Genomic DNA, 20,103 nt, shown 5'->3' with positions numbered 1-20,103 from the left:
GTCATGAGTCGACACGCCCTCTGCGCAACGGCTTTGTTTGCCGGCCTGCTGCTGGCCCTGCCTGCCACCGCCAAGTCGGGCACGGCCTCCACGCAGGCGCCGGCACCCACGCCCGCACCGGTGGCCCAACTGGCGCCTGTGCGTGTGGTGCTGGCCCCATCCGTGGAGACCACCTTGTTGAGCCAGATGCCCGGGCGCCTCACGGTGCTCAACGCCACCCTGGGCAGCAACGTGGTCAAGGGCCGCGAGGTGGTGCGCTTTGACTGTGAAGAACAGCTGGCCCGTCTCAAGATGGGTGACGCCGAACTTGCCGGCGCCGAACAAAGCATGGAAGTCAAGCTGCGCCTGCAAGGCATGAAGCAGGCCACCGACACCGAGGTGGCCCTGGCCGCCAGCCAGGTGGACCGTGCGCGTGCGCAGTCTGGTGTCTACAAGGCCCAGTTGGACCACTGCAGCGTGGCCGCCCCCTTCTCCGGCCGGGTGGTGAAGCTGCACGTGCGTCCCTTTCAGGGCGTGGTCGCCGGCCAGCCGCTGATGGATCTGGTGGGTGATGGCCCTTTGAAGATTCGCATGAACGTGCCCAGTCTGTGGCTGAAATGGCTCAAGAAGGGCGCGCCCTTTGATGTGGCCATTGAAGAAACCGGCAAGCGCTACCAGGCCCGGGTGCACGCCATCAACGCCCGCGTCGATCCCGTGAGCCAGACCATCGAGATCGAAGGCCAGCTCGCCACGCGCCCCGCCGAACTGCTCGCCGGCATGAGCGGCAACGCCTTCTTCGACGCGCCTGAGCAATGAGCGCAACCACCAAAGCGGGGACGGCCGGCGGCACGTCCTGGCCCCGCTATGTGGGCTTGCAGCGCCGCAGCCTGGAGTGTGCTGACGAAGCCGAACTGGGCTTTCTGATCGCCAACGAAACCTGGCACTTGGTGCCGTACCAGCAGGCGGTGCTGTTCCGGCTCGACAGCTTTCAGCGGTCGAAGCTGAGCGCCGTCTCCGGCCTGGTGAGCGTGGTGGAGAGCACACCCTTCACCCAATGGCTGCTGGCGGTTGAAAAGCACCTGGCCAGCACCGAACCGGCCGTGCAGGCACCCGAAGCCGGCGCAGAGCCGCCCTCCGGCGCCCGCGCCTTCACCGCCAGCGACCTGCCCGAATCACTCGCCCCTTCATGGGCAGAGTGGTGGCCCGCCCACGCGCTGCGCGTGCCGCTGGTGACGCCGCAAGGTATGAAAGTGGGTTCGGTCATTTACACGCGCGCAGAACCCTGGCAGCCGCAAGACATCCAGTTGCTCACGCTGATGCACACGCAGTACGCCTACTGCCTGCAGTCATTGCGCCCTGCGCGCACCCCATTGGCTCGCCGCCTGGCATCGTTCGCGCAACCTTCGCGTCGCTGGCTGGTGGCGGTGGCGCTGGCGGCATTGGCTGCGGTGCCGGTGCGCACGTCGGTGCTTGCCCCCGCTGAAATCGTTGCTTTGCAAGCCTCTGCCGTGTCTTCGCCTGCTGAAGGCATCGTCAAAACCTTCCACGTGCCCCCCAACCGCGAGGTCAGGGCCGGTGACCGGCTGTTCTCCCTGGACGACAGCACCCTGAGCAACCGCGTGCAGGTGGCCGAGCAGGCCCTGGCCGTGGCCAAGACCGACGCCCTCAGCGCCCAGCAGCGCGCCATCGACCAGGCCGAAGGCCGGGCTGAACTGGCCGTGTCGCTGGGCCGCGTGCGCGAACGCGAAGCCGAACTCACCCTGCTGCGCGACGCCCTGCAGCGCCTGGACGTGGTGGCATCACAAGACGGCATCTTTGTGTATTCAGACCCCAACGACTGGCTGGGCCGCCCCGTGGCCACCGGTGAGCGCATCGGGCAACTGGCCGCACCCGGCGAACTGGGTGTGCTGGTGTGGTTGCCGGTGCCCGACGCCATCAACCTGGAACCCGGGGCAGACATGAAGGTTTACCTGCAGGTGCAGCCGCTCAACGCACTCTCTGCCCAGCTGGAACAGACCAGCTACCAGGCCGCCCTGTCGCCAGACGGTGTCATGGCCTACCGCGTCAGGGGCCGGCTGGACGACGAGGGCCGGGCGCACATTGGGCTGCGCGGCGTGGCCAAGGTTTATGGTGAGTGGCAACCCATCGCCTACTGGTTGCTGCGCCGCCCCCTGGGTGCCCTGCGGCAGTGGGTGGGCCTGTGAGCAATGGGCTGCGAGTGGCGCCAGATGCTTTGCCGCCTTTGCGCGGCGAGCTGCAACTGCGCCCCGCCGCCGCCCACGCAGACGGTTCGCCCGCCTGGGTGATCCAGGACCCGGTCACCAACCAGTTCTTTCGCCTGGGCTGGCTGGAATTTGAACTGCTCTCACGCTGGCACCTGCGTGTGCCGACCCTGGTGCTGCAGAGCACGGCGGCAGAGACCTTGCTGGAACCCACCAAGGAAGAGCTGGAAGCCCTGACCGAATTCCTGAAGCAACACCACCTGCTGGAAGCCCACGCCCCCGGCCACTACAAGGTGTTGCACAAGCAGCACCAGGGCAGCCGCATGAGCCGATTCAAGTGGGCGCTGCACCACTACCTGTTCTTCCGGGTGCCGTTGGTGCAGCCCGCCGGTTTTCTGCGCGCGCTGCTGCCCTGGCTGGCCTGGGTGTACCGGCCCACCACCGGCTGGCTGGTGCTGCTCACCGGTGTGCTGGGCCTGCTTCTCACCAGCCGGCAGTGGGACAGCTTCACGGCTGCCTTCGCCCAGTCGCTCTCATGGGACGGTGCGCTGTATTACCTGCTGGCCATGGCCGTGGCCAAGAGCGTGCACGAACTGGGCCATGCGCTCACCGCCACCCGCTACGGCGTGCGCGTGGCCCACATGGGTGTCGCCTTCCTGGTGATGTGGCCCATGCTCTACACAGACACCACCGAGTCGTGGCGCCTCTCACGCCGGCGCCAGCGGCTGGCCATCGCGTCTGCCGGCGTCATTGGTGAACTGGCACTGGCCGGTGCCGCCACCCTGGCCTGGAACCTCGTGGCTGATGGCCCGCTGCGCGATGCGCTGTTCTTCCTGGCCACCACCGCCTGGATCGTCTCGCTCACCATCAACCTCAGCCCCTTCATGCGCTTTGACGGCTACTTCGTGCTGTCAGACGCGGTCGACGTGCCCAACCTGCACGAGCGCGCCACCGGCATGGCCAAGGCCGCCATCCGCCGGGGCCTTCTGGGCCTCAAAGAGCCAGACCCCGAGCCCTTCTCACCCCCCATGAAGCGCTTCCTGGTGGTCTTCGCCTGGATCACCTGGATCTACCGCCTGGTGGTGTTCATCGGCATTGCCGTGGCCGTGTACCTGTTCTTCTTCAAGGTGCTGGGCATTCTGTTGTTCGTGGTCGAAATCTGGTGGTTCATCATGCGCCCTGTCATTAGAGAAACACAGCACTGGTTCGCCCAGCGCAAGGACGTGTCCCGCCCGCGCCGCTGGGTGCTGGGCGCCGTGCTGCTGGCCGGCGCTGCCGTGTTGCTGCTGCCATGGCAAGGCCAGGTCAGCGCTGCAGGCTGGACGTTGCCCGAACAGTTCCACGTGTTCCACAGCCCACTGCCGGCCCAGGTGCTGCACCTGCCCGAAGCCGGCAAACGCTTCCAGGCCGGCCAGCCCGTGCTGCACCTGGACCAACCCGAACTGGGCCACCGCGGCGCACGCGCAGAAGCTGTGGCCAGCGCCAGCCAAGATGCTCTGCGCAGCCTGCAGGCCCAGCAGGAAGAAATGGAACGCGTACCCCTGGCCAGAAGCAACGTGGCCCTGCGCCAGCAGGAACTGCAAGCCGAACTCACCGAGCGCGACCGCCTGGTACTGAACGCCCCCTTCACCGGCACCTTGGTTGACCTCGACCCCGAGCTCATGCCAGGCACCTGGGTCAGCCCGAAACAACCGCTGGCCGCCTTGGTGGGCGAGGGCGGCTGGATCGTTGAAGCCTTCGTTCAACAAGCCGACGTGGAGCGCCTCTCACCCAACGGCGAAGCCACGTTCTACCCCGTGCACCGCCCAGACCAGGCCATCCCAGGCACCGTCATCGAAATCGCCCGCACCCGCACCACCCAACTGCCCCACGCCATGCTGGCCTCCTCCCACGGCGGCCCCATCGCCATCCACAATCCCACACGCGCCGAAGAGCTGAGCCCGCGCGATGCGCTGTACCGGGTGAAGATTCGCTTGCATGGGGATGCGCTGACTGCGCCCACCACGGGCAGTGTGCGCATGGAGGGTGAGCGGCGCAGCTTGCTGGGGAGCTGGCTGAAGCCGGCTTTGATTGTGGTGATTCGGGAGTTCAGTTTTTGAGGGTGAGTGCCTGATTCCGATGCACCCACTCTTCGGGTCGGTGAGCAGCACACGCTTCAAACGCCGACCTTGATCGTGCGTTGGCTGGCAAGAGGGGTCTAGTCGGGAGGTATGGGTGTCTGTTGAAGGCTGACTGCAGCCGGTCATATTTTCAGAGCCCAATCACATCCGTCAGCGGAACCTGCCGCTCCCCTTCTGCCGGGCGACCGACCGTTGCACCTCCAGCAGCGGCCACTCAACAGCGTTGGGCCAGACGAGATGCCGAGCGACTCCTACCCGCCAAGACGACCGGTTCTTCACGACCCGTTGCGGTCTTCGGTGGTGACGAAATCGATGCCCGGAAGCGGTCGCTCATTCATGCTCCTTCGTAGCCGTCACACATGAAGTAAGGCGCGCCTCCAATTCAGCGACCTGCGGCTCCAAAATCTCGACGAGGGCCACCGGCGAAGTCACGGTCTCGTGTTCAACACGGTTTGCGTGGCGCCACATGTAGTCGGTCTCGAACGGATAGACGCCTCGGAGGCCCTTGCGAAGCAAATCCTCGGCGAATGAGATGACCGCCGCACCAGAGTACCCGCCCTCAGCTACGTCCGGCCTCAGACCATGCTCGATTCTTCTTCCCTTCGGTAGGGACCAATACAGCTCGCGACATGCTTCGACTCGGTCATAGAGTTCCGTCAGACGCATGCGGCAGACACCGTCACTCGCCTCCCGTCGCAGATGTTCGAGCGTCGTGAGATGCACATTGGTTAAGGCTGCAGCTTCGGCTGCCCCACTTTGAAACCCGCTCTCCGACAGCAAAATTCCACGATCCGCACCCGTGTCAGACGTGATTTCACGAAGCGCGAGAACGTGGAGCTTGCTCACACGAGCACTCCAGAATTTGCACTCCACGATCCATGTGACCTCAAACCCTGCATGCCGTGACTTAACGAGTACGTCCACGTTGTGAACTGTGCGCACGCCTTGGACGTGTACATCGGCCGTGGCGTCCAGTCCAAGCGACCGAAAGAACGCTGCCGCCTCCTCTTGGTATTCCCTCCAATTCGCTGCCATCAATTGGTACTCGGACGTCGAACAACTAAGTTTGAGGCAAGTACGGCAGTACTGCCGCGTTGTACAGGTTCGCTCCCGCCGACTTCTCTTTTCTGAGCAAGGCGCGCATGTACCTACTCAAATAGACGACGCGCTTCAGCTCCGCGTCCGGCATGCGACCGTACTTCGCGAGCACCTTCTCTATGGCTTCTTCGTCTGATTTGCCGAGCGCGGGCTGATCGTCGGCTTCCAAGAAGCCAAGTTGGGGGGCTAGCCGTAGCATGACTTTGCCTCGCTCCGACCAGGTCTGGATACCGGGGATCAACTGTGGAAGCTTGGCCAAGTGGAGGTCGACGAAGTAAGGCCCATCCTTCTGACGAACGACGTATGCATTCGTGAGACGTTCGCCGCTGGACTCCAGCGAGGCGATCTCAGCGAGGAAGCACAGCTTGTGAAGAGCGAAGTAGCTCAGCCCGTTTGCTCTGCCCCGCAATGCCCTCCGGGCGACCAAACCGAGCTTGGCGGCTTCCGATCTCGGTTTGGCGCTACTCGCCTTCTTATGAGGCTTCTTAAAGCGTCGCAAGGTCTCAGCCACGAACTGGTAGTCGCTCAACTGGTTCGCAAAACTGCGATGGACCATAGCTCGCTGACCGGGGTGATACACGGGAATCAGCGTTCGTCGCATCCATGTGCGGCTCGTCCGCACGTGCTCACGGAGCGAGACGGCATGCGTCTCAATTGCGCCGCACGCCTTCAGTGCTACCGCGCCGAGTGTGACCACGATGGCCGGATCTAGTATGTCAATGGTCTCGCGTAGGAAGGGTGCACAGTTGGATATCTCGCTAGATGTGGGTGTCGCGTTGTTCCCCTTCTCGTCCTTGGGGTTGCACAGTACGGCATTTGTGACAAACACCTCGTACCGACTGACACCGACTTGCTCGATCAGCTTCTCGAAGTTATGGCCGGACTTGTCACCATGGAATGGCAAGTGAGACCCGTCCGCACCAAGGCGGCCCGGTGCCTCGCCAACGAACATGAGCGGTGCATCCAAGGGACCGCACCCTGGCCCAAGCACTCTAGCGCTCCCCTTCATCCTCGGGCACTTCTCGCATGCGCTCACTCGATCAACCAAGTTGAGGAACTTGGCTTCTTTGGCGTCTTCGTGTTTCATTGGATTAGGTTGCGAAGCTGCTGTTGCGAGCAGTCGAAGTAAGCGTGAACGGAGTGGCAGACCAACTTCCCTGGTCGCTTGTTTGTCGAGCTACAAATGAAGTGCAGCAAGCGCCCGAGCCCCACGAAGTTCCCGAGAACCTTGTTGAAGAAGTCGTGATTCCGGTACACGACGACAAGATCCAACGAGTCATCGGCGTTCCAGAGGAACTCGGCGAACTGCCAGCACGGACCTCCACGAGTTCTTGGGGAGTCGACCGCCGGCGACGACAGGTGGAACACCAACCCTGTCGTGTTCCGCTGGGGCCACGTATTCAGCTTCTCGATCGCGCGCTCAAGCTGATTGACCCCTTCCGGCGGGAATCGGACAAGCCGCTCAAAGTACGTACCCCAGGCATGGCGCCCCCTCTGCCATCTGTGTGCGCGGTCGTGTGCCTTCAGGTACTGGGAGTACAGGTCTGCCCTACTGGCTACTCGCTCATAAGTTCTCTGAGGAAAGAGCGTGTTCGCGACATCCCGCGCGTCATCCGCCCCAGCCTTGAATCGCGCCGGTGAATGCTGAGCCAGCCACTGATCGTCTGCTGCACAAGGCTGGTTGATAGTGGTCACCAAGTTGCTGATCTCGCCCCTCGAATTCAACAGGAGAGCGCAACCTGAGCGCCAAGCTTCAAGTGGTGTGTCACCTTCGATAACTTGGATGCTCATGCTCGGCGTCCTTTAATGGTACTTGGCGCTCGATAGGCAATTCGCTGCTTGTCAAGATCCACGGTGACATCGCCTCCACCATTCTTCTTGAGTTCCCGGAAAGCAGCATATCCCTGCGAAATCGCCTCTTGCCACTGTTTAGCGGTGCAGGCTCGCACTTCCAATCCCATACCCATGCGGCGAATGGTCTTCAGAAGACCGATGTCGATAGAACTTCGATCGCCATACCAACCGCGCTCCTCCGCCTGGTTGAAGATGAGAATGGATATCGCCTCCTCAATGATGGCCGCGCGAGCGCCATCTTCCACCTCATCGATCTTGACGTTTGACTTGCGTTTGCACTTCAGCATCGCTCGACATACCGGGGACCAACCGAGGACCGCTGCGTATGCGAGGTGAAACACGTCGTGGTAGCGGTAGCCGTCATCTTCATGCGAGTTGTCTGTCAGTGCGTCGCCAATGACCACATCGTTCACGGAAACCTTGACATAGAGACTGCGCTCAAGCGGCTTTTCATAGAAGTTCACGACAAAGCGGCGTGGCAGTCGTTCGTCAGCCGGGAACTTGCCGTCGAAGACGTTGACTCCGCCCTTTGTGTAGAGCGACTCCGCCTTCTCCGCGTTCGCCTTGGCGATTTCCTCCAACGGAATCTCGTACAGGGACGCCAAACTTGTCAGGTACCAAAGCAGATCTCCAAACTCCTCCCGCAGCTCTGTGCGGAAGGCAGGGTTGTCCTTCTGAAGAAGGAGCTTTTTCATCATGCTGTGAAGGTCACCAACCTCACCAACAAGACCCATCAGGGAAACTGCACGGGTACGCCGCTCGTCTGTGCGTTCCACCATTGCTTGATACTCGGCAAAACGCGACATAGCACTCGGACCAGTAGCCGTTGGCCGGTCTGCCTTCGCGCTCCGTGCTGACGCTCTAGTGGCCATTTTTCCTCCCTGTTTAGCTCGTCGTGAAGCGCGCTCACGCGTAGCTATTGGTGACGTACGACATCGAGGGGCCGCTCAACTGGGCCTCAAGCGCGCGATGAAGAAAGTTTTTAGCTTACAAGTAGACGAGCTCCCGCTCTTGGCCGCGAGTGCAATACGATGCGAAGTCGGAAAGCTGACCTGCGGTGGGAAAACGGGGCTGGCCTAAGCCAGCTCGTTACGGTCACCGTCGGGGTCCGTTCCCGGCCAGAAGCAGTCCGCCCAATTTTGAGGGGAATCAATAGATTCATGCACTTTGGTCTGATTCTTTCTGGGTGGAGTTAACTCAGTGCTTTGCACATCAGATTTGATTCCGCTCTGCATGGCAAAGCTTTCTACTCAATCGGATTTTTTCTCACTGCCTTCGGCATAAATTTTGAGTGGAAGGTTGTCAAACTTAACATCCACCAAGTATGGATAGTCTAACTTTAACTCCATGATTGACTCCTCGTATCGGTTGGAGAAGTTTAGTACTGGGGTGGTCTTGCTGAATTTGGCGGGAGCCTGGCCAACAATCGTTGTATGCCCCAAGTTGGGGTGCTGGCCAACCAGCTGGTCAAGAGACCAGTAATCGGACGAGGTTTTTTCTTTTGCTCGGATGCTAATGTGTCCAATGTAGACACCTTTACCGGCCTCGACTTTGAATGTCTCGCTTGAGATAGGGAAGTGAATACCTGCCCCGATAATTCCCGGCATGGATGAGCCAACAATGCCTGTCAATCTGTACGTTCCAGCAGGCAGGATGGCTATTGCAGGCATATCTGTCCGACCTTTCTTGATTCCGTCTCCCATGCCGACGCCAGGCCCGGGGAAATATGTCATACCTCCCTCGAATGTATCCTTTTCGTATTTTTCGGACTCCACAATCGAGCCAGAAAAATAGCCACCGAGTTTCCAAGGCCCCCATTTCGGATTGAATTCATTAATCATGTCCAGAGACATGGCCACAACCCCATGCTTGACGAGGCTGGGATCCGCGGGGCCACGAGGATTTAGAGCGCGAGGTCCTGTTGATGCGCAAGAAGCCATCAAGGTCGAAATGAGAAAAACGGCGAACAACTGGAGGTAGCGATGGGACATAAAGAGTTTCAGCATGAAAGTAACGGATTATTGCTGGCAATACTTGCTTGGCCTATTGCGTGGATGCCTATTTTGACAATGTAGTTTCTACACCTGTACCTGTAAGCGATTTTTCGTGAAATGCGTGCATGCAAAGCGAAAACCCTGTCAGGTTTAACAGGGTCATGGTGTGATGAAATTCACAGTTTCTGGATATTTATTCAGGTTTACCACAGTAATGAACGTTTTAGGGAGGGCCGTAGTCCGCTGCAGCAGTGATACCGTATTCACAATGCAAAGGCAGTGAGCATTGGCACGGTGAAGACCATTGCTCCCATTTTCACCCGGTCGATCTCGCCATTTCAGAAACCAGCTCCGGTCGTCATGCCAAAAGGCCGCTCCAAGGTAATCAGCGTGAGCACGACTGGCTGCGCTCACCGACCGCACCCGCTGCATACCGATCTCTCGGCATCGGAAGGCGCGCTTCTGGAGCGAGCCAAAGTAAGCCACGCTCAATAGCCGTTCACATTCCCTCAATCTGCCTTCACGCTGCCCGCTTGGCCAACAGCGCCCAGACCCCGGCGACGGACAGGAGTGAACCACCGGCCAGATTGAACCGCCGCTGCGCTCTGGGCGAGGACAGCAGCTTCCGGGCCGAGCCGGCAAACACGGCATACAGCGTTGCATTGAGCGTGGCCATGGCCACAAACGTGATGGCAAGCACCCATAGCTGCTGGGTGACCGCCGCACTCGGGTTGATGAACTGGGGCAAGAAGGCCACGAAGAACACGATGCCTTTCGGATTGAGTGCCGTGACGAGGTAGGTATTCGCGAACAACTTCCAGCGCGAGCCCGGCGCGGCAGGAGTGGTCAGCTCGGTTGACGAAATGCCTGCCCGCAACAGCTTGATGCCGAGATAAAGCAGGTACATGCCACCCGCCCACTTCACGACGGTGAACCAGAAGGCTGATGTGGCCAGCAAAGCACCCAGCCCCAGAAGCGAGACGACCAACGCCGTGGAGTCGCCCAGCGCAACGGCGGCCACGAGTGGCAGGTTGGCCCGCCGACCGTGAGCCATGGAGTAGCTGATGACGGTGAGGATGGTGGGGCCGGGGATGATGAGCAAGACCGCGGAAGCGGCGACGAAGGCAAACCAGAGTTCGATGGACATGGGCGGTGTTCCTGAAGGTGGCTGAGGCATGAATTAAACCGCGCCGCGAATCGGCGTCGGCTTGCTTCGTTTCAACCCTTCCCCCGCGCAGCCCGAATGCCGGTTCGTCTGGCCTGTGCCTGCACGGCCGGGACCGACTCAAAATGTTCCATCAGCCTGGTTTTGTGCTCGGGCATCAGTGCGCTGTCCTCGATCATCTGCGGCCACTTCTCTCGGGCGAGCGTTACCGTGCCGGCCAGTTCGGCGCGCACCTTGGGTTCCGACATGCCCACAGCGTTGCACAGGCCGCGAACGAGGGCTGGGGTGATCTCCGCTCTTTGCGGCGCGCCGCGGTAAAAGCTCAGGGCATGGCCCTTGAGTTTCATGTAGGCCGCGTACGCCACCACGTCGTACGCAGGCGACAACGCCGGGGTGACGCCATCGGCGTAGATCACGCCAAAGTTCTTCAGGTGCGCGTCCAGGTTGCCCAGCATTTCATTGACCATGAGGCGGCGCATGATTTCAAACTGCGCGCGCTCCCCCAGGCCCATGGCGCGGTCAATGACCAGCAGCATGGCCGCATAGCTGGCGCGCTCGTGCGCGTCCCGGTACTTCTCGCTGGGGTCCACATCAAGCACCTGGGCGAAGTCTTCGCAGTGGATGTGCCCCGTGGGCGAGCGGTCGAAACGGGTGACGGCCAAAAATTGGCGGCCCGCTGCCAGCGTGTAGGGCTGGTTTTCCGGGGCGATGGTGTCCACAGGGCGAAGGGCCGCCTCGCAAGTGGTGACGCCTGCGGCTCGTGCCAGCCGCAGCGACAGCTCCTCCACCTCCGGCAGCAGTGCGTACTCAGCCGTGGGCAGCTTGGCGATGATGTGTTTGCCACCTTTGCCGAGCCTGGTGCGAGCCACATACCGGCCTCCCTTTTCCACCAGACCCAGTTTGGGCTGGATGCCAGAGAGCGAGGTGGCGCCAGCCAGCGGGGCCTCGATGACGGTCATTTCCAGCGCATCGTGCCCCTGCGTGACCACGGCTTCCATGGCTGTGCGGTCTTCGGGGCCGGGTTTGGCATAAACGTTGCCTGGAAGGTCATCGCCGCACATCGCCAGGATCTCCATGTGATCGTCTGGCGGGCACTTGCGCAGTTGCTCAAGGTGCTTGCGCAGCGGGCCTTCGGGCAGAAGGTTCTGGAAAAAGGCGGGCAGGCGCTCGCCGCTCCCATTGAAAAAAGGCTGCATGGCCGCGTCGGCCAGAAACAGCTGGCGCTCGCGGTCGGTGCCTTGGCGCCCAGCCCAGCCCAGCACTGGCGCCGCTGGATCCAGCCAAAATTCCCGGTGAGGCGTGAACCGTGTGATCGCTGTGTGCCCCTGGCCGTACTGAAACAGGTCCCCGCAATAGCGCTTGCCAATGTAGATGCGCAAGGTGCGAAACCTCATCTGTCTTTCTCCGGGCTGTCAGTGGGGGGCAGGCTCGGTGTCGCCTCGGGTGCGGGACTGTCTGTGGCCAGCGTTTTCAGGAGCCGATCGAGTTGGCTCACGTACGCAGGCGACGCGCTTCCCATGTCCAGGCCGGCGCTGTCTGCGGCGGCGCCACCCGGCTGGAATGACCTTGCCACGCCCTTGGGCAGCAGCATCAGCTCCAAGCCCAGCTCGTCGGCCAGTGCCATCAGGTTGTGCGCGCGAAGGGCGCTCTTGCCACTGAGCGCCTGCCTCACCGCCAGCGGCGTGAGGCCCACGCGGGCGGCCAGCGCCTTGTAGGACAGCTTCTGGCGCTTGCGGGCACTCTCAAGCACCTGTGCAAGTTCAGCGAGGGTTTTCATGAGGATAGTTAACCATGCTTTACTGATTAAAGCAATACTAAACTATCCTGTATATATTAAATAGTTAACTATTCTTTTTTGTTTAAAGAGATATTAAACTATGCGGATGATTCTGACCGTTTGGTGGCGCGTTGTACGTCTGCTCGCCAGTGAGGGTTGCGGAGAGTTGCAGCGTGCGGCTACTTTTCCGCCGGCAGGGCTAACCGTCAATTTTCCCCCTGATGCTCGGGCCCTCTCCACAACCAAACTTCTTCCATGTCCGCTCCGTGAGCGCGCCTTGTGTGCGCGTATTGCGTCGGTGCGCACACTGGCGGTCTTTCTGTTCAGGCGCAGCACAATACCGTGCCTGACTTGCCCGTCGCTGGGGGTGAAGTGCGCGCGGTCTCCTTCAGCGAACTGCGCCAGCTCCACCGTGCTCTTGGCTTGTGCCAGCAGGTTCAGGCGTTCCACCACCATGCGTGAAGCCAGCCGAGCCGCGAAGCGGCGCTGGCCTGGGTGCACTGTCAGGCCCCCTTTTTCGCTGCCTCCAGTGCAAGGGGAAGATAGTGGGCCAAATTTTTGGCCTGAATGTCTTCTGCGGAATGAAGTTTGATGTGCCGCCGACCTTTGCCACCGCCTTCAAGATGACCGAGGGTGTCAGCGATCAGTGCGCCATGGCCAAACTCTACAGAGACGTGCTGCTTGTAGGCAAACACACCGCAGAATTGCACGCCTGAAGTAAAGAGGATGCCGCCATATTTGACTTCCTCAGAGATGGGGGAGACGGTCTTCTTGACGAGCGTGCGAACGGACTCAACCAGCGAATGTTGCTCGCCACCCAGAAGCCGAATGTCATCCAGCAGTGCTTGAACGGATTTTGTAGCCATGATTTGGAACCTCACCTGGATTTAAAGAAAGCGGAAAAAAGCAGAGATCGTCAGCCATTGTTGACCGGGTGCGTGCTCAAGGTCGACATGGCGTTGCACTGGCGCTCTTGCGGCACACTCCCTACGATGCCCACCCCCGAATCCGCCATCCAACCCGCCCCCACCTTGGCCTTGTTCAACAGTGCCAAGGCTTTCGAGACCTGGCTGAAGAAGAATCACGCCATCTCTGACGGCCTCTGGCTCAAGATCGCCAAGCGGGGCGCGAATGAACCCAGCGTCACCTACCCAGAGGCGGTGGAGATCGCGCTCTGCTGGGGCTGGATCGACGGCCAGAAGAAGGGCCTTGACGACCAGCACTTTCTCCAGCGCTTCACGCCGCGGCGCGCGCGCAGCGTTTGGTCGAAGATCAACGTCGACAAGGTCGCGGCGCTCATCGAGGCGGGGCGCATGCAGGTGCCGGGCTACGCACAGATCGAGGCCGCCAAGGCCGACGGACGCTGGGCGCGGGCCTACGACGGAGCGCGCACGTCCGCAGTGCCGGAGGACCTGTTGGCGGCGCTGGAAGCCGAGCCGAGGGCGAAGGCCTTCTTCGCAACGATCAACGCGGCCAATCGCTATGCGGTGCTCTGGCGCATACAAGCGGCCGTGAAGGCCGAGACGCGTGCCAAGCGCATCGCCCAACTGGTAGAGATGCTCGCGCGCGGCGAGACCCTCCACCCCTCCAAGCCCCGTGCCAAGGCGTGACCGCGAGGTTCATGCGGATCAGGCGCTTACCACAGAGCGCTGGGCACGCCATTTGCCGCCTTGTTCAGGTCTTCACCCGTCACAGTTCATCAGGAGGACCTCATGGCAAAACCGTCTGACGCCCAAGCTGGAAAAAAACCCGCAAGACAAGCGGTCGGCAAACTCAAAACCGCCTGCGCAGCAAGGGCAACAGGGTCGAATGGATCCCAGATCGCAGCGAGGCGAACGGCCCATTGCCGACGTCGACCGCAAGGTTCGCGGCGGTGACGCCTAGCACTGTCAAAGAGGGGTGATGGAGGACGGGTGGAGTTGGGCAAGCCTGGCTGCGCCGCGCCATAGGTTCGCTTGCACCGCGCGAAGCAACTGGTCATGAACGGAGAACCCGCGGCGGCCGTGGCGGCCATCAACGCGAAGCCCATCCGCTTTTAATCGACCTCAACCATCTGGCGATGTTTCCGCCGCTGCGCCGAGGCGCGTCATCTTGGCGATTGGCGCAAGGCGGCCGCCCCCCGGGGTGCCGGTGATCGTGCCCCAGCAAGAGGCTATGCATCCAGCGCCAGCTGGTGGTCGGTTGGCTGGGGCGTGACAGTGAGCACTTTCAGATTCTGGGAGTTCTCAAAGCGATGCCAGACCCCAGCGGGAACGACAACAAGCTCATGTTGACCCAAAGACACGCGCTCGTCTTTTGAGTCAATTCGAAGCACCACCGTCGTGCTTCCCTCCAGGGCCATGACAAGCTCATCACCTGCGGCATGGCGCTCCCACTCACTGTTGCCTGAGTAGTGGCCCACATAGACGGCGCCATCTCGGAACGGGGCGACTTCTGCGAATGCTGCCTCTGCACCACCTGTGAAGGCCATTTCCGGTTTTCGGTCTGGGAGATACGTCAAGGTGGAAAGAATCTGGTCGAGCGACTTTTTCATGGGTGGTGCGTGGGGGTAGATCTTGAATCCGCAGACGAGACTTGAATTTACTTGAAGCCTTCGCGTGAGCTCACAGGTAAGGGCTGATGTTTGCTACCGCTCGATCGACGTAGGGTTCCTTTTCTCCAACCGGGGCCACGTAGTGCAAGGCTGACTTGGCCGCTTCCAGCCCTTCGAATCTGGCGATGACCCATGCCGCCAGGTACTGCGAAGCCAAGCATCCGCCAGCAGTCGCGACGTTGCCTTCGGCGTAGAACGGTTGATTCAGCACTTCAACGCCAGCTTCCTGCACCCAGGGTTTGGTGAGCAAATCGGTGCATGCAGGCACGCCGTTCAGCAAACCGAGTTTGGCCAGCATCAAGGTGCCTGAGCACTGGGCGCCGATGAATTGTCGGGAAGCGTCCAGCTTCAACCGCTCCATCACGCCTTCGTTGTTTGCAATCTCACGGGTTTTCATTCCGCTGCCGAAGAGCACCACGTCGGCGTCGTTTGCTTCCTCCAACGTGGACTGGGCATGCAAGGTGACGCCATTCATCGAGGTGACCGTCGGGGTCGGGCAACACAGGGTCACGCGCCAGCCTGGGCTTTTGATGCGGCTCAGTATGCCGAGGGCGACCAGCGAATCCAGTTCGTTGAATCCGTCAAATGTGAGGATGGCTGTGTGCATTGCACGACTTTACGCGGCAGCTGGGTTGCCGCTGGTGCCACTTCAAGGCTGAGCTGGCAAGCCGCAGGCGCTGCGGTCGGTCGGTAAAGGGTGGTCGCCCTCAGGAGGGACTAACAACCTCTCGGATCTGCACGACATTGCCTTCCGGATCGTGTCCGTCACAACCTCGAAAACCGCGTGCTTCCCACTCACTTTTCTCTGGATTCAGTTCGCCACCGAGTGCGATGGCTTTTGCCCTGGCTTCGGCAAGGCTTGGCACGAAGAAAAAAAGCTTGATCGGTGTTTCTGTGCGCCGCGCTGGTGGGGTGGTAATTTCAATTGAATCGGCGATCTTCTTTGGGATGGCGTGAAGGACCAACTGGCATTGGGACGACTCAAGAACGATGTGATCTCGCTCTGAATGAACCGCCGGGATGGAGAACAGCTCTTCGTAGAACTTGGCCACGCGAACGATGTCTTTGGCAAAAACCACGGCACCGGCATTTTTTGAAATCGACAATCTGACCTCCGGAAGTGAAGTTAAAAAGCTTTGCGGTGAAGGATTCTGGCGTGTTCTGGCTTTGATCTGACCCAGCAAATCACTGGTCGACACCCAGCAGCACGTCGGTCACGTCGTCGGCGAACTGGTAGCGACGTTCGCCAATCCGCACAATGTCCGCGCCGTTCGGGTCGGGCCGAACCGGTGGCAGGCCGTGGTCGCGCAAAGCCAGGGCGCATCCGGCCCAGTCACCGCCGTTCACAGGCTCATTGAGCGAGGCCCAGGACAAGCTGCCGCAGGCGTTGTCGCCGAAGCCGTGCAGCGTTTGCCAATCCGCGCCGTGCACCATCAGAAAGCGGGTGAGGTCCGCGTCGCCACGGAAGATCGCATGGTTGAGGGCGGTGGCGTCGATGTCACCACCACGAATCTCCAATGACCAGCCGCAGGTCACCATGGTCTTGACCGCGTCCCTACAGCCCTGCTCTGCGAGTTCGGGCAACAGTCGCAGCCGAGCATCGTCCAGCGCATCGATCACGCCCGGGTGGTCTCGCTGGATCGCACGTGCCGATTCAAGATCACCGCGCGCGCACGCCACCACAAAAGCTTCTTCCGCTGCTAGCGGCTCACCGGCCGTGCTTGCCTGCCCCAGTAATGCTGCAACCTCGGGCCGCCCGAAGCGAAGCGCCATTGTGCGGGCCTGCACGCCGTCCTGTGTGCAGGCGTCCGCCCTGGCGCCGGCCGCCAGCAGCACCTGGATGTGTGCGAGCGAACGGCGGCGGCGAATGGCCCACAACAAGGGCGAACCCCACTCGGAAGTGGGCGGCCCCAGCGGAGGCTCGTTCGGATCACCGCCGTGGTCCAGCAGCATCTGCAGCACGCCAGCGTCTTCGAGGTCGAGCGCGCGGTACATCGCGTTCGTTCCGTCGATCCGTGCACCGGCGTTCAACAGCAGTTGGGCGCAGGCCGGCGCCTCTAGTGAGTGGTAAAGCGATTCACCGTCGTTGGGGTCGGCGCCCGCGTCCAGCAGCAGCCGCGTCAGTTCCGGGTCAAAGGCCTTGCCCGCCGCGCCATAGAGGGCGCTCAGCCGCTCGGTGGCAGACGGCGCCGCCAGCGTGGAGGGAGGCCAGCGGCTGCCGATGGACTGGTTCGGCGATGCGCCCGCAGCCAGCAGGAACTTCGCGCATTCACGCAGCCGCTCGCGAAACCCCGGCAGTTTCGCCAACCCGGAATGCGTCACAGCTACCAGGGGCGGCAGGCGCAACGGGCCACCTTCGCGGTGAACCCACGCCGGGTCGCGCGCGGTGGCGCGCCGCAGCGCGTCTTCATCGCCAATGGCGCAGGCCAGGTAGGGGTCGTCGCCTGGCAGCGTGTTGTTTTCTTCGAGTACCCGGGCGGCCACGGCGGGCCGGTGGTTGTGGTTGCCGCCGGCCACGTCGCCCGCGTAGACCATGAGCAACCAGCGACGCTGGGCTTGTGCCGGGTCATCGGCCAGCGCGCGGCGCGCATGCACGAACAACTGCAGTTCAGACCAGGAGGCAAAGCCGTATTCGCGTGCCAGGCACGACTGCGCGTCGTGCAGGCGCAGGGCCAGTGAGGCCAAGGCCTCGTCGGGCTTGCAGTGGGTGGCGGGTAGGGATTCGCGAAATCGCTGCATCGCAGCGGGATCGCCTTGCCGATAGAGAGCCAGCAGCTCCTTGGCTTGCTTCTTCAATTGGCCCAGATCGGGCCGAGGGGGAATGCGCTTCATGGACACCTCCGTGCATCAGATGCCGAAGACCCGCAACGTCGGCTGCACAAAAGGCGTGGATAGGCAGATGAAGGCAAGTGGGTTCAACCCTTCCCGCGGGCCCGGGTGCGTCTTGCACGCGACGGTGATGATAAGGGATGTGATTCGACTCCTTCCCCCGCTGGGGGAAGGCTGGGATGGGGGCCTGCACGCAGAGGCGTTTGCCAATGGCAAAAGACTCTCAGCCTCTCAGGCGTTGGGCACAGGATTTGGCGCGTACTTGTCACCCACTCTCTCGCGCAGTGGGTGCGTGTCGTAAACGATGTGCATGCTGTCGATGCGGGCGCTGCCCGGCCGGAAGCCGAACACGTCTACGCAAGTGAAGTCGACCAGCCTTCCGTCATTGAGCGTCCAGTCGTAGCGAAAGTAGGCCGCCACGCGCACGGTGTCGTCCGCAGGTTGCACGGACGCGAACAAGTCGATCAGCGTGATCACGCTCTGTGTTGAGGCCTGCGCAAGCTTGGGAAAAAAGTCGCGCGCCTTCATGGTGCCCAGAAACGGGGAGTGCACCACGCCGTCGTCCTCGAAGGTGGCGATCAGCCCTGCCGTATCGCTCGCGTGCAGGTGCCGGAGGTAGGCGCGCACCGTGTCCAGTTGAAGTTGGCTCATGTCTGGCTTCCTTTGGATTCCTGTGTATTCACGGGTTGAATCGTTCCAGAAGCCGATCTGTTCGACAAGACATGGGGAGTGCAAATACATTAGAGATGTTTATGAATCTGCGCTACCTGCAATACCTCAGGCTGGTGATCGAGCACGGCAGCTTTGCTGCAGCGGCGAGCGCAGGCGGGGTGTCTCAGCCGGCGATCAGCCATGGCATGAGGCAGCTCCAGAAACTGTTCGACACACCGCTGTTCGTTCGCTCGGGGCGCAAGCTGCTGCCCACCGAGGCAGCGCTGCATGCGGCATTGAAGAGCACGGGTCTTGCCGAGCAGATGGACGCGCTCACGGCGACCGGCGCCACCCCGACCCATGGCGACACGCTGTGCGCCGGCGTCACGCCTTCCGCCGCCTTGGTCTTCGGCCCGGTCTTGCTCGCCGCTTGGTGCCAAGGCCATTCTCGCCGACGCCTCCACATGTCGAGCGCTGACGAGGGTCGCATGTTGGCCAGTTTGCAAGGCGGTGAACTCGATCTGGTGATCTCACCGCGGCCTCGCGGCTACCGCGCGCCGGGCTTGGTCTGCGAGTCGCTGTACCAGATCACACCGCTCGCTTACGCCCGCCGCGCCCACCCACTGGCCAAGGCGCAATCGCTGGTGGAGTTGCAGGGGGCGTCCTGGGCCAGCGTCGGCCCCAGCGTGAGTGGGCCCGTGGACGTGCTGCGTGAAGCCTTTGCCGTTAGGCGAATGAGGCCGCCACGCATGGTCGCATCGTGTCCCGACTACGCCAGCCTGATCCATCTACTGGCCCACAGTGACTTGCTTGGCGTTCTCCCTCACCCAGTCCTGCTGGACGCCGCGCCGAAGGGCCAGGTCGTTCCCCTGCGTCTTCGGGAGGCCTTTCCGCGCTACGAGATGCATCTGTTCACGCCGATGCGGTCGCGTCGGGTCCTTGCGCCCGTGTTCGCCTTGTTGAGGCAACAGGCGGCTTTGATCGCCGGTGTCCCAGAGCAAATGCGGGATGCGGCCGAGCGACAGGTTTAGGCCGAGCCGGCAGGACTGACGAATCTCTGCCATGGGCCGGCATGGGGCCTTCGCGGCCGTTGGGCAGCGATCGGCCAGGAGCGGGCATCGCCCGAGATGTGCAGCAGTCGTTCAACGTTTGACGTGAGAGGCGGCCGGTGGCGCGAAGCTGCGGAGGGGATTTGCAAGCGCAGCATGCAAACCGTCCCTCTCAACGGAATTGTGGGGCACTGATCGCCACCTGCAGAGCCTTGATGGAAGCGATCCACTCATCCGACCCTGCTTCTGCCCAAAGCTCTTGCAACTCGGAATTTTCACCAGCAACGCGGACGAGCGCACGCTTTGCCTTCTCGAGCAACTCCGTGCTTGGTTTGACGCCCGCAGATTTAACCCATTCATCAACTTTTTCGGTGTAAGCATCCGATTGCGTACCTTGGCCGAGCAACTTCGCCAAAACTTCAACTGCTGCTACGGCATTTGATCCCTCGGGAGCTTCCAAATACTCCTCGGCATCCAGAGCCTGATCGAGAGCCTGCTCAACAAGCGACAAATCTTGTACTTCTTCGAGATCGTAGGCCCAATCATTTGCATCATCGTTGCCAAACGGTTCGTGTGACCATGTTCCCATTTAATGCTCCAAAGGTAGACGAAGTGAGGTGTGCCAAGCGTTTGACATGAGCGGTGGCCAGACGGCGCAGCCGGCTCGGCATCCGCTCGATTGATGGGATGGACTCCCCCGTTTGTTTGCGCGAAATTCGCGCTCTGGTCTTCATTGGCGTGGGGATCAGGTCTTCAACAAACGAAAGGAGTC

Annotated in this window: 20 protein-coding genes; 5 read left to right on the top strand and 15 right to left on the bottom strand. The window is 61.4% G+C overall.

The features are described 5' to 3' along the window. Window positions 1-3 precede the first annotated feature (3 nt). Genes J2W49_RS23075 through J2W49_RS23065 form a run of 3 tightly spaced genes read left to right on the top strand, consistent with a single transcriptional unit; the run spans window position 4 to window position 4,300 of the window. Window positions 4-795 carry an efflux RND transporter periplasmic adaptor subunit gene (locus J2W49_RS23075; RefSeq protein ID WP_310321652.1) on the top strand — a complete coding sequence of 264 codons (792 nt, stop codon included), beginning with the start codon at window positions 4-6 and terminating at the stop codon, window positions 793-795. Beyond that, window positions 792-2,183: an efflux RND transporter periplasmic adaptor subunit gene (locus J2W49_RS23070; protein WP_310321650.1), complete on the top strand. Its 1,392-nt coding sequence runs from the start codon at window positions 792-794 to the stop codon at window positions 2,181-2,183. The genes J2W49_RS23075 and J2W49_RS23070 overlap by 4 nt, the downstream gene beginning before the upstream one ends. Before the next feature lie 14 nt (window positions 2,184-2,197). After that, window positions 2,198-4,300 (top strand): site-2 protease family protein, encoded by a 2,103-nt coding sequence (locus J2W49_RS23065; RefSeq protein ID WP_310321648.1) that lies wholly within the window; start codon window positions 2,198-2,200, stop codon window positions 4,298-4,300. Between the two features lie 351 nt (window positions 4,301-4,651). Here J2W49_RS23065 and J2W49_RS23060 read toward each other — a convergent pair whose 3' ends face one another. From J2W49_RS23060 to J2W49_RS23020, 9 genes are all read right to left on the bottom strand, one after another. Beyond that, window positions 4,652-5,356, bottom strand: coding sequence for a restriction endonuclease (locus tag J2W49_RS23060; RefSeq protein WP_310321645.1), 705 nt, complete (start codon window positions 5,354-5,356; stop codon window positions 4,652-4,654). A 25-nt stretch (window positions 5,357-5,381) separates the two neighbouring features. Beyond that, complete coding sequence (locus J2W49_RS23055) at window positions 5,382-6,371, bottom strand: uracil-DNA glycosylase family protein (RefSeq protein WP_405001073.1); 990 nt, start codon at window positions 6,369-6,371, stop codon at window positions 5,382-5,384. Window positions 6,372-6,502: 131 nt separating this feature from the next. Next, a complete protein-coding gene (locus J2W49_RS23050) occupies window positions 6,503-7,210 on the bottom strand; it encodes a thymidylate synthase family protein (protein WP_310321640.1) in 708 nt (235 codons plus the stop codon). Next, window positions 7,207-8,079: a nucleoside triphosphate pyrophosphohydrolase family protein gene (locus J2W49_RS23045; RefSeq protein ID WP_310321638.1), complete on the bottom strand. Its 873-nt coding sequence runs from the start codon at window positions 8,077-8,079 to the stop codon at window positions 7,207-7,209. Before J2W49_RS23045 ends, J2W49_RS23050 begins: the two co-directional genes overlap by 4 nt. A 444-nt stretch (window positions 8,080-8,523) precedes the next feature. Further along, window positions 8,524-9,279 (bottom strand): hypothetical protein, encoded by a 756-nt coding sequence (locus J2W49_RS23040; RefSeq protein WP_310321636.1) that lies wholly within the window; start codon window positions 9,277-9,279, stop codon window positions 8,524-8,526. Between the two features lie 508 nt (window positions 9,280-9,787). Continuing rightward, window positions 9,788-10,414, bottom strand: a complete 627-nt coding sequence (locus J2W49_RS23035; RefSeq protein ID WP_310321635.1) for a LysE family translocator — start codon at window positions 10,412-10,414, stop codon at window positions 9,788-9,790. A 71-nt stretch (window positions 10,415-10,485) separates the two neighbouring features. After that, window positions 10,486-11,826 (bottom strand): type II toxin-antitoxin system HipA family toxin, encoded by a 1,341-nt coding sequence (locus J2W49_RS23030; protein ID WP_310321633.1) that lies wholly within the window; start codon window positions 11,824-11,826, stop codon window positions 10,486-10,488. Then, complete coding sequence (locus J2W49_RS23025) at window positions 11,823-12,209, bottom strand: helix-turn-helix domain-containing protein (protein ID WP_310321632.1); 387 nt, start codon at window positions 12,207-12,209, stop codon at window positions 11,823-11,825. The genes J2W49_RS23030 and J2W49_RS23025 overlap by 4 nt, the downstream gene beginning before the upstream one ends. A 503-nt stretch (window positions 12,210-12,712) precedes the next feature. After that, complete coding sequence (locus tag J2W49_RS23020) at window positions 12,713-13,075, bottom strand: DUF1801 domain-containing protein (protein ID WP_310321630.1); 363 nt, start codon at window positions 13,073-13,075, stop codon at window positions 12,713-12,715. Between the two features lie 126 nt (window positions 13,076-13,201). Between J2W49_RS23020 and J2W49_RS23015 the strand changes: the two genes are divergently transcribed. Continuing rightward, window positions 13,202-13,819 carry a YdeI/OmpD-associated family protein gene (locus J2W49_RS23015; RefSeq protein WP_310321628.1) on the top strand — a complete coding sequence of 206 codons (618 nt, stop codon included), beginning with the start codon at window positions 13,202-13,204 and terminating at the stop codon, window positions 13,817-13,819. A gap of 542 nt (window positions 13,820-14,361) precedes the next feature. Here J2W49_RS23015 and J2W49_RS23010 read toward each other — a convergent pair. From J2W49_RS23010 to J2W49_RS22990, 5 genes are all read right to left on the bottom strand, one after another. Beyond that, a complete protein-coding gene (locus J2W49_RS23010; protein WP_310321626.1) occupies window positions 14,362-14,742 on the bottom strand; it encodes a cupin domain-containing protein in 381 nt (126 codons plus the stop codon). Window positions 14,743-14,812: 70 nt separating this feature from the next. Further along, window positions 14,813-15,409: a DJ-1/PfpI family protein gene (locus tag J2W49_RS23005; RefSeq protein WP_310321624.1), complete on the bottom strand. Its 597-nt coding sequence runs from the start codon at window positions 15,407-15,409 to the stop codon at window positions 14,813-14,815. Window positions 15,410-15,509: 100 nt separating this feature from the next. Beyond that, window positions 15,510-16,001 (bottom strand): VOC family protein, encoded by a 492-nt coding sequence (locus tag J2W49_RS23000; RefSeq protein WP_310321620.1) that lies wholly within the window; start codon window positions 15,999-16,001, stop codon window positions 15,510-15,512. Then, window positions 15,988-17,634, bottom strand: a complete 1,647-nt coding sequence (locus J2W49_RS22995) for a hypothetical protein (protein ID WP_310321617.1) — start codon at window positions 17,632-17,634, stop codon at window positions 15,988-15,990. Before J2W49_RS22995 ends, J2W49_RS23000 begins: the two co-directional genes overlap by 14 nt. A 228-nt stretch (window positions 17,635-17,862) precedes the next feature. Further along, window positions 17,863-18,282, bottom strand: coding sequence for a nuclear transport factor 2 family protein (locus J2W49_RS22990; protein WP_310321615.1), 420 nt, complete (start codon window positions 18,280-18,282; stop codon window positions 17,863-17,865). A 101-nt stretch (window positions 18,283-18,383) separates the two neighbouring features. Between J2W49_RS22990 and J2W49_RS22985 the strand changes: the two genes are divergently transcribed. Beyond that, window positions 18,384-19,313 carry a LysR family transcriptional regulator gene (locus tag J2W49_RS22985; RefSeq protein ID WP_310321612.1) on the top strand — a complete coding sequence of 310 codons (930 nt, stop codon included), beginning with the start codon at window positions 18,384-18,386 and terminating at the stop codon, window positions 19,311-19,313. A gap of 190 nt (window positions 19,314-19,503) precedes the next feature. Here the strand turns inward: J2W49_RS22985 and J2W49_RS22980 are convergent, their stop codons facing one another. Then, window positions 19,504-19,920, bottom strand: coding sequence for a DUF4259 domain-containing protein (locus J2W49_RS22980; RefSeq protein ID WP_310321610.1), 417 nt, complete (start codon window positions 19,918-19,920; stop codon window positions 19,504-19,506). Between the last annotated feature and the right edge of the window lie 183 nt (window positions 19,921-20,103).

The organism is Hydrogenophaga palleronii, assembly GCF_031457455.1.
Classification (GTDB): domain Bacteria; phylum Pseudomonadota; class Gammaproteobacteria; order Burkholderiales; family Burkholderiaceae_C; genus Hydrogenophaga; species Hydrogenophaga palleronii_A.
The sequence above is the reverse complement of the archived record's forward strand: the minus strand, read 5'-3'. Positions and strand labels throughout refer to the sequence as shown.

Excerpts from the sequence above, each read along its gene's own strand:
- J2W49_RS23075 (WP_310321652.1), top strand. The coding sequence starts at position 4 with ATGAGTCGACACGCCCTCTGCGCAACGGCTTTGTTTGCCGGCCTGCTG.
- J2W49_RS23070 (WP_310321650.1), top strand. The coding sequence starts at position 792 with ATGAGCGCAACCACCAAAGCGGGGACGGCCGGCGGCACGTCCTGGCCC.
- J2W49_RS23060 (WP_310321645.1), bottom strand. The coding sequence starts at position 5,356 with ATGGCAGCGAATTGGAGGGAATACCAAGAGGAGGCGGCAGCGTTCTTT.
- J2W49_RS23055 (WP_405001073.1), bottom strand. The coding sequence starts at position 6,371 with ATGTTCGTTGGCGAGGCACCGGGCCGCCTTGGTGCGGACGGGTCTCAC.
- J2W49_RS23050 (WP_310321640.1), bottom strand. The coding sequence starts at position 7,210 with ATGAGCATCCAAGTTATCGAAGGTGACACACCACTTGAAGCTTGGCGC.
- J2W49_RS23045 (WP_310321638.1), bottom strand. The coding sequence starts at position 8,079 with ATGTCGCGTTTTGCCGAGTATCAAGCAATGGTGGAACGCACAGACGAG.
- J2W49_RS23040 (WP_310321636.1), bottom strand. The coding sequence starts at position 9,279 with ATGCTGAAACTCTTTATGTCCCATCGCTACCTCCAGTTGTTCGCCGTT.
- J2W49_RS23035 (WP_310321635.1), bottom strand. The coding sequence starts at position 10,414 with ATGTCCATCGAACTCTGGTTTGCCTTCGTCGCCGCTTCCGCGGTCTTG.
- J2W49_RS23030 (WP_310321633.1), bottom strand. The coding sequence starts at position 11,826 with ATGAGGTTTCGCACCTTGCGCATCTACATTGGCAAGCGCTATTGCGGG.
- J2W49_RS23025 (WP_310321632.1), bottom strand. The coding sequence starts at position 12,209 with ATGAAAACCCTCGCTGAACTTGCACAGGTGCTTGAGAGTGCCCGCAAG.
- J2W49_RS23020 (WP_310321630.1), bottom strand. The coding sequence starts at position 13,075 with ATGGCTACAAAATCCGTTCAAGCACTGCTGGATGACATTCGGCTTCTG.
- J2W49_RS23015 (WP_310321628.1), top strand. The coding sequence starts at position 13,202 with ATGCCCACCCCCGAATCCGCCATCCAACCCGCCCCCACCTTGGCCTTG.
- J2W49_RS23010 (WP_310321626.1), bottom strand. The coding sequence starts at position 14,742 with ATGAAAAAGTCGCTCGACCAGATTCTTTCCACCTTGACGTATCTCCCA.
- J2W49_RS23005 (WP_310321624.1), bottom strand. The coding sequence starts at position 15,409 with ATGCACACAGCCATCCTCACATTTGACGGATTCAACGAACTGGATTCG.
- J2W49_RS22995 (WP_310321617.1), bottom strand. The coding sequence starts at position 17,634 with ATGAAGCGCATTCCCCCTCGGCCCGATCTGGGCCAATTGAAGAAGCAA.
- J2W49_RS22990 (WP_310321615.1), bottom strand. The coding sequence starts at position 18,282 with ATGAGCCAACTTCAACTGGACACGGTGCGCGCCTACCTCCGGCACCTG.
- J2W49_RS22985 (WP_310321612.1), top strand. The coding sequence starts at position 18,384 with ATGAATCTGCGCTACCTGCAATACCTCAGGCTGGTGATCGAGCACGGC.
- J2W49_RS22980 (WP_310321610.1), bottom strand. The coding sequence starts at position 19,920 with ATGGGAACATGGTCACACGAACCGTTTGGCAACGATGATGCAAATGAT.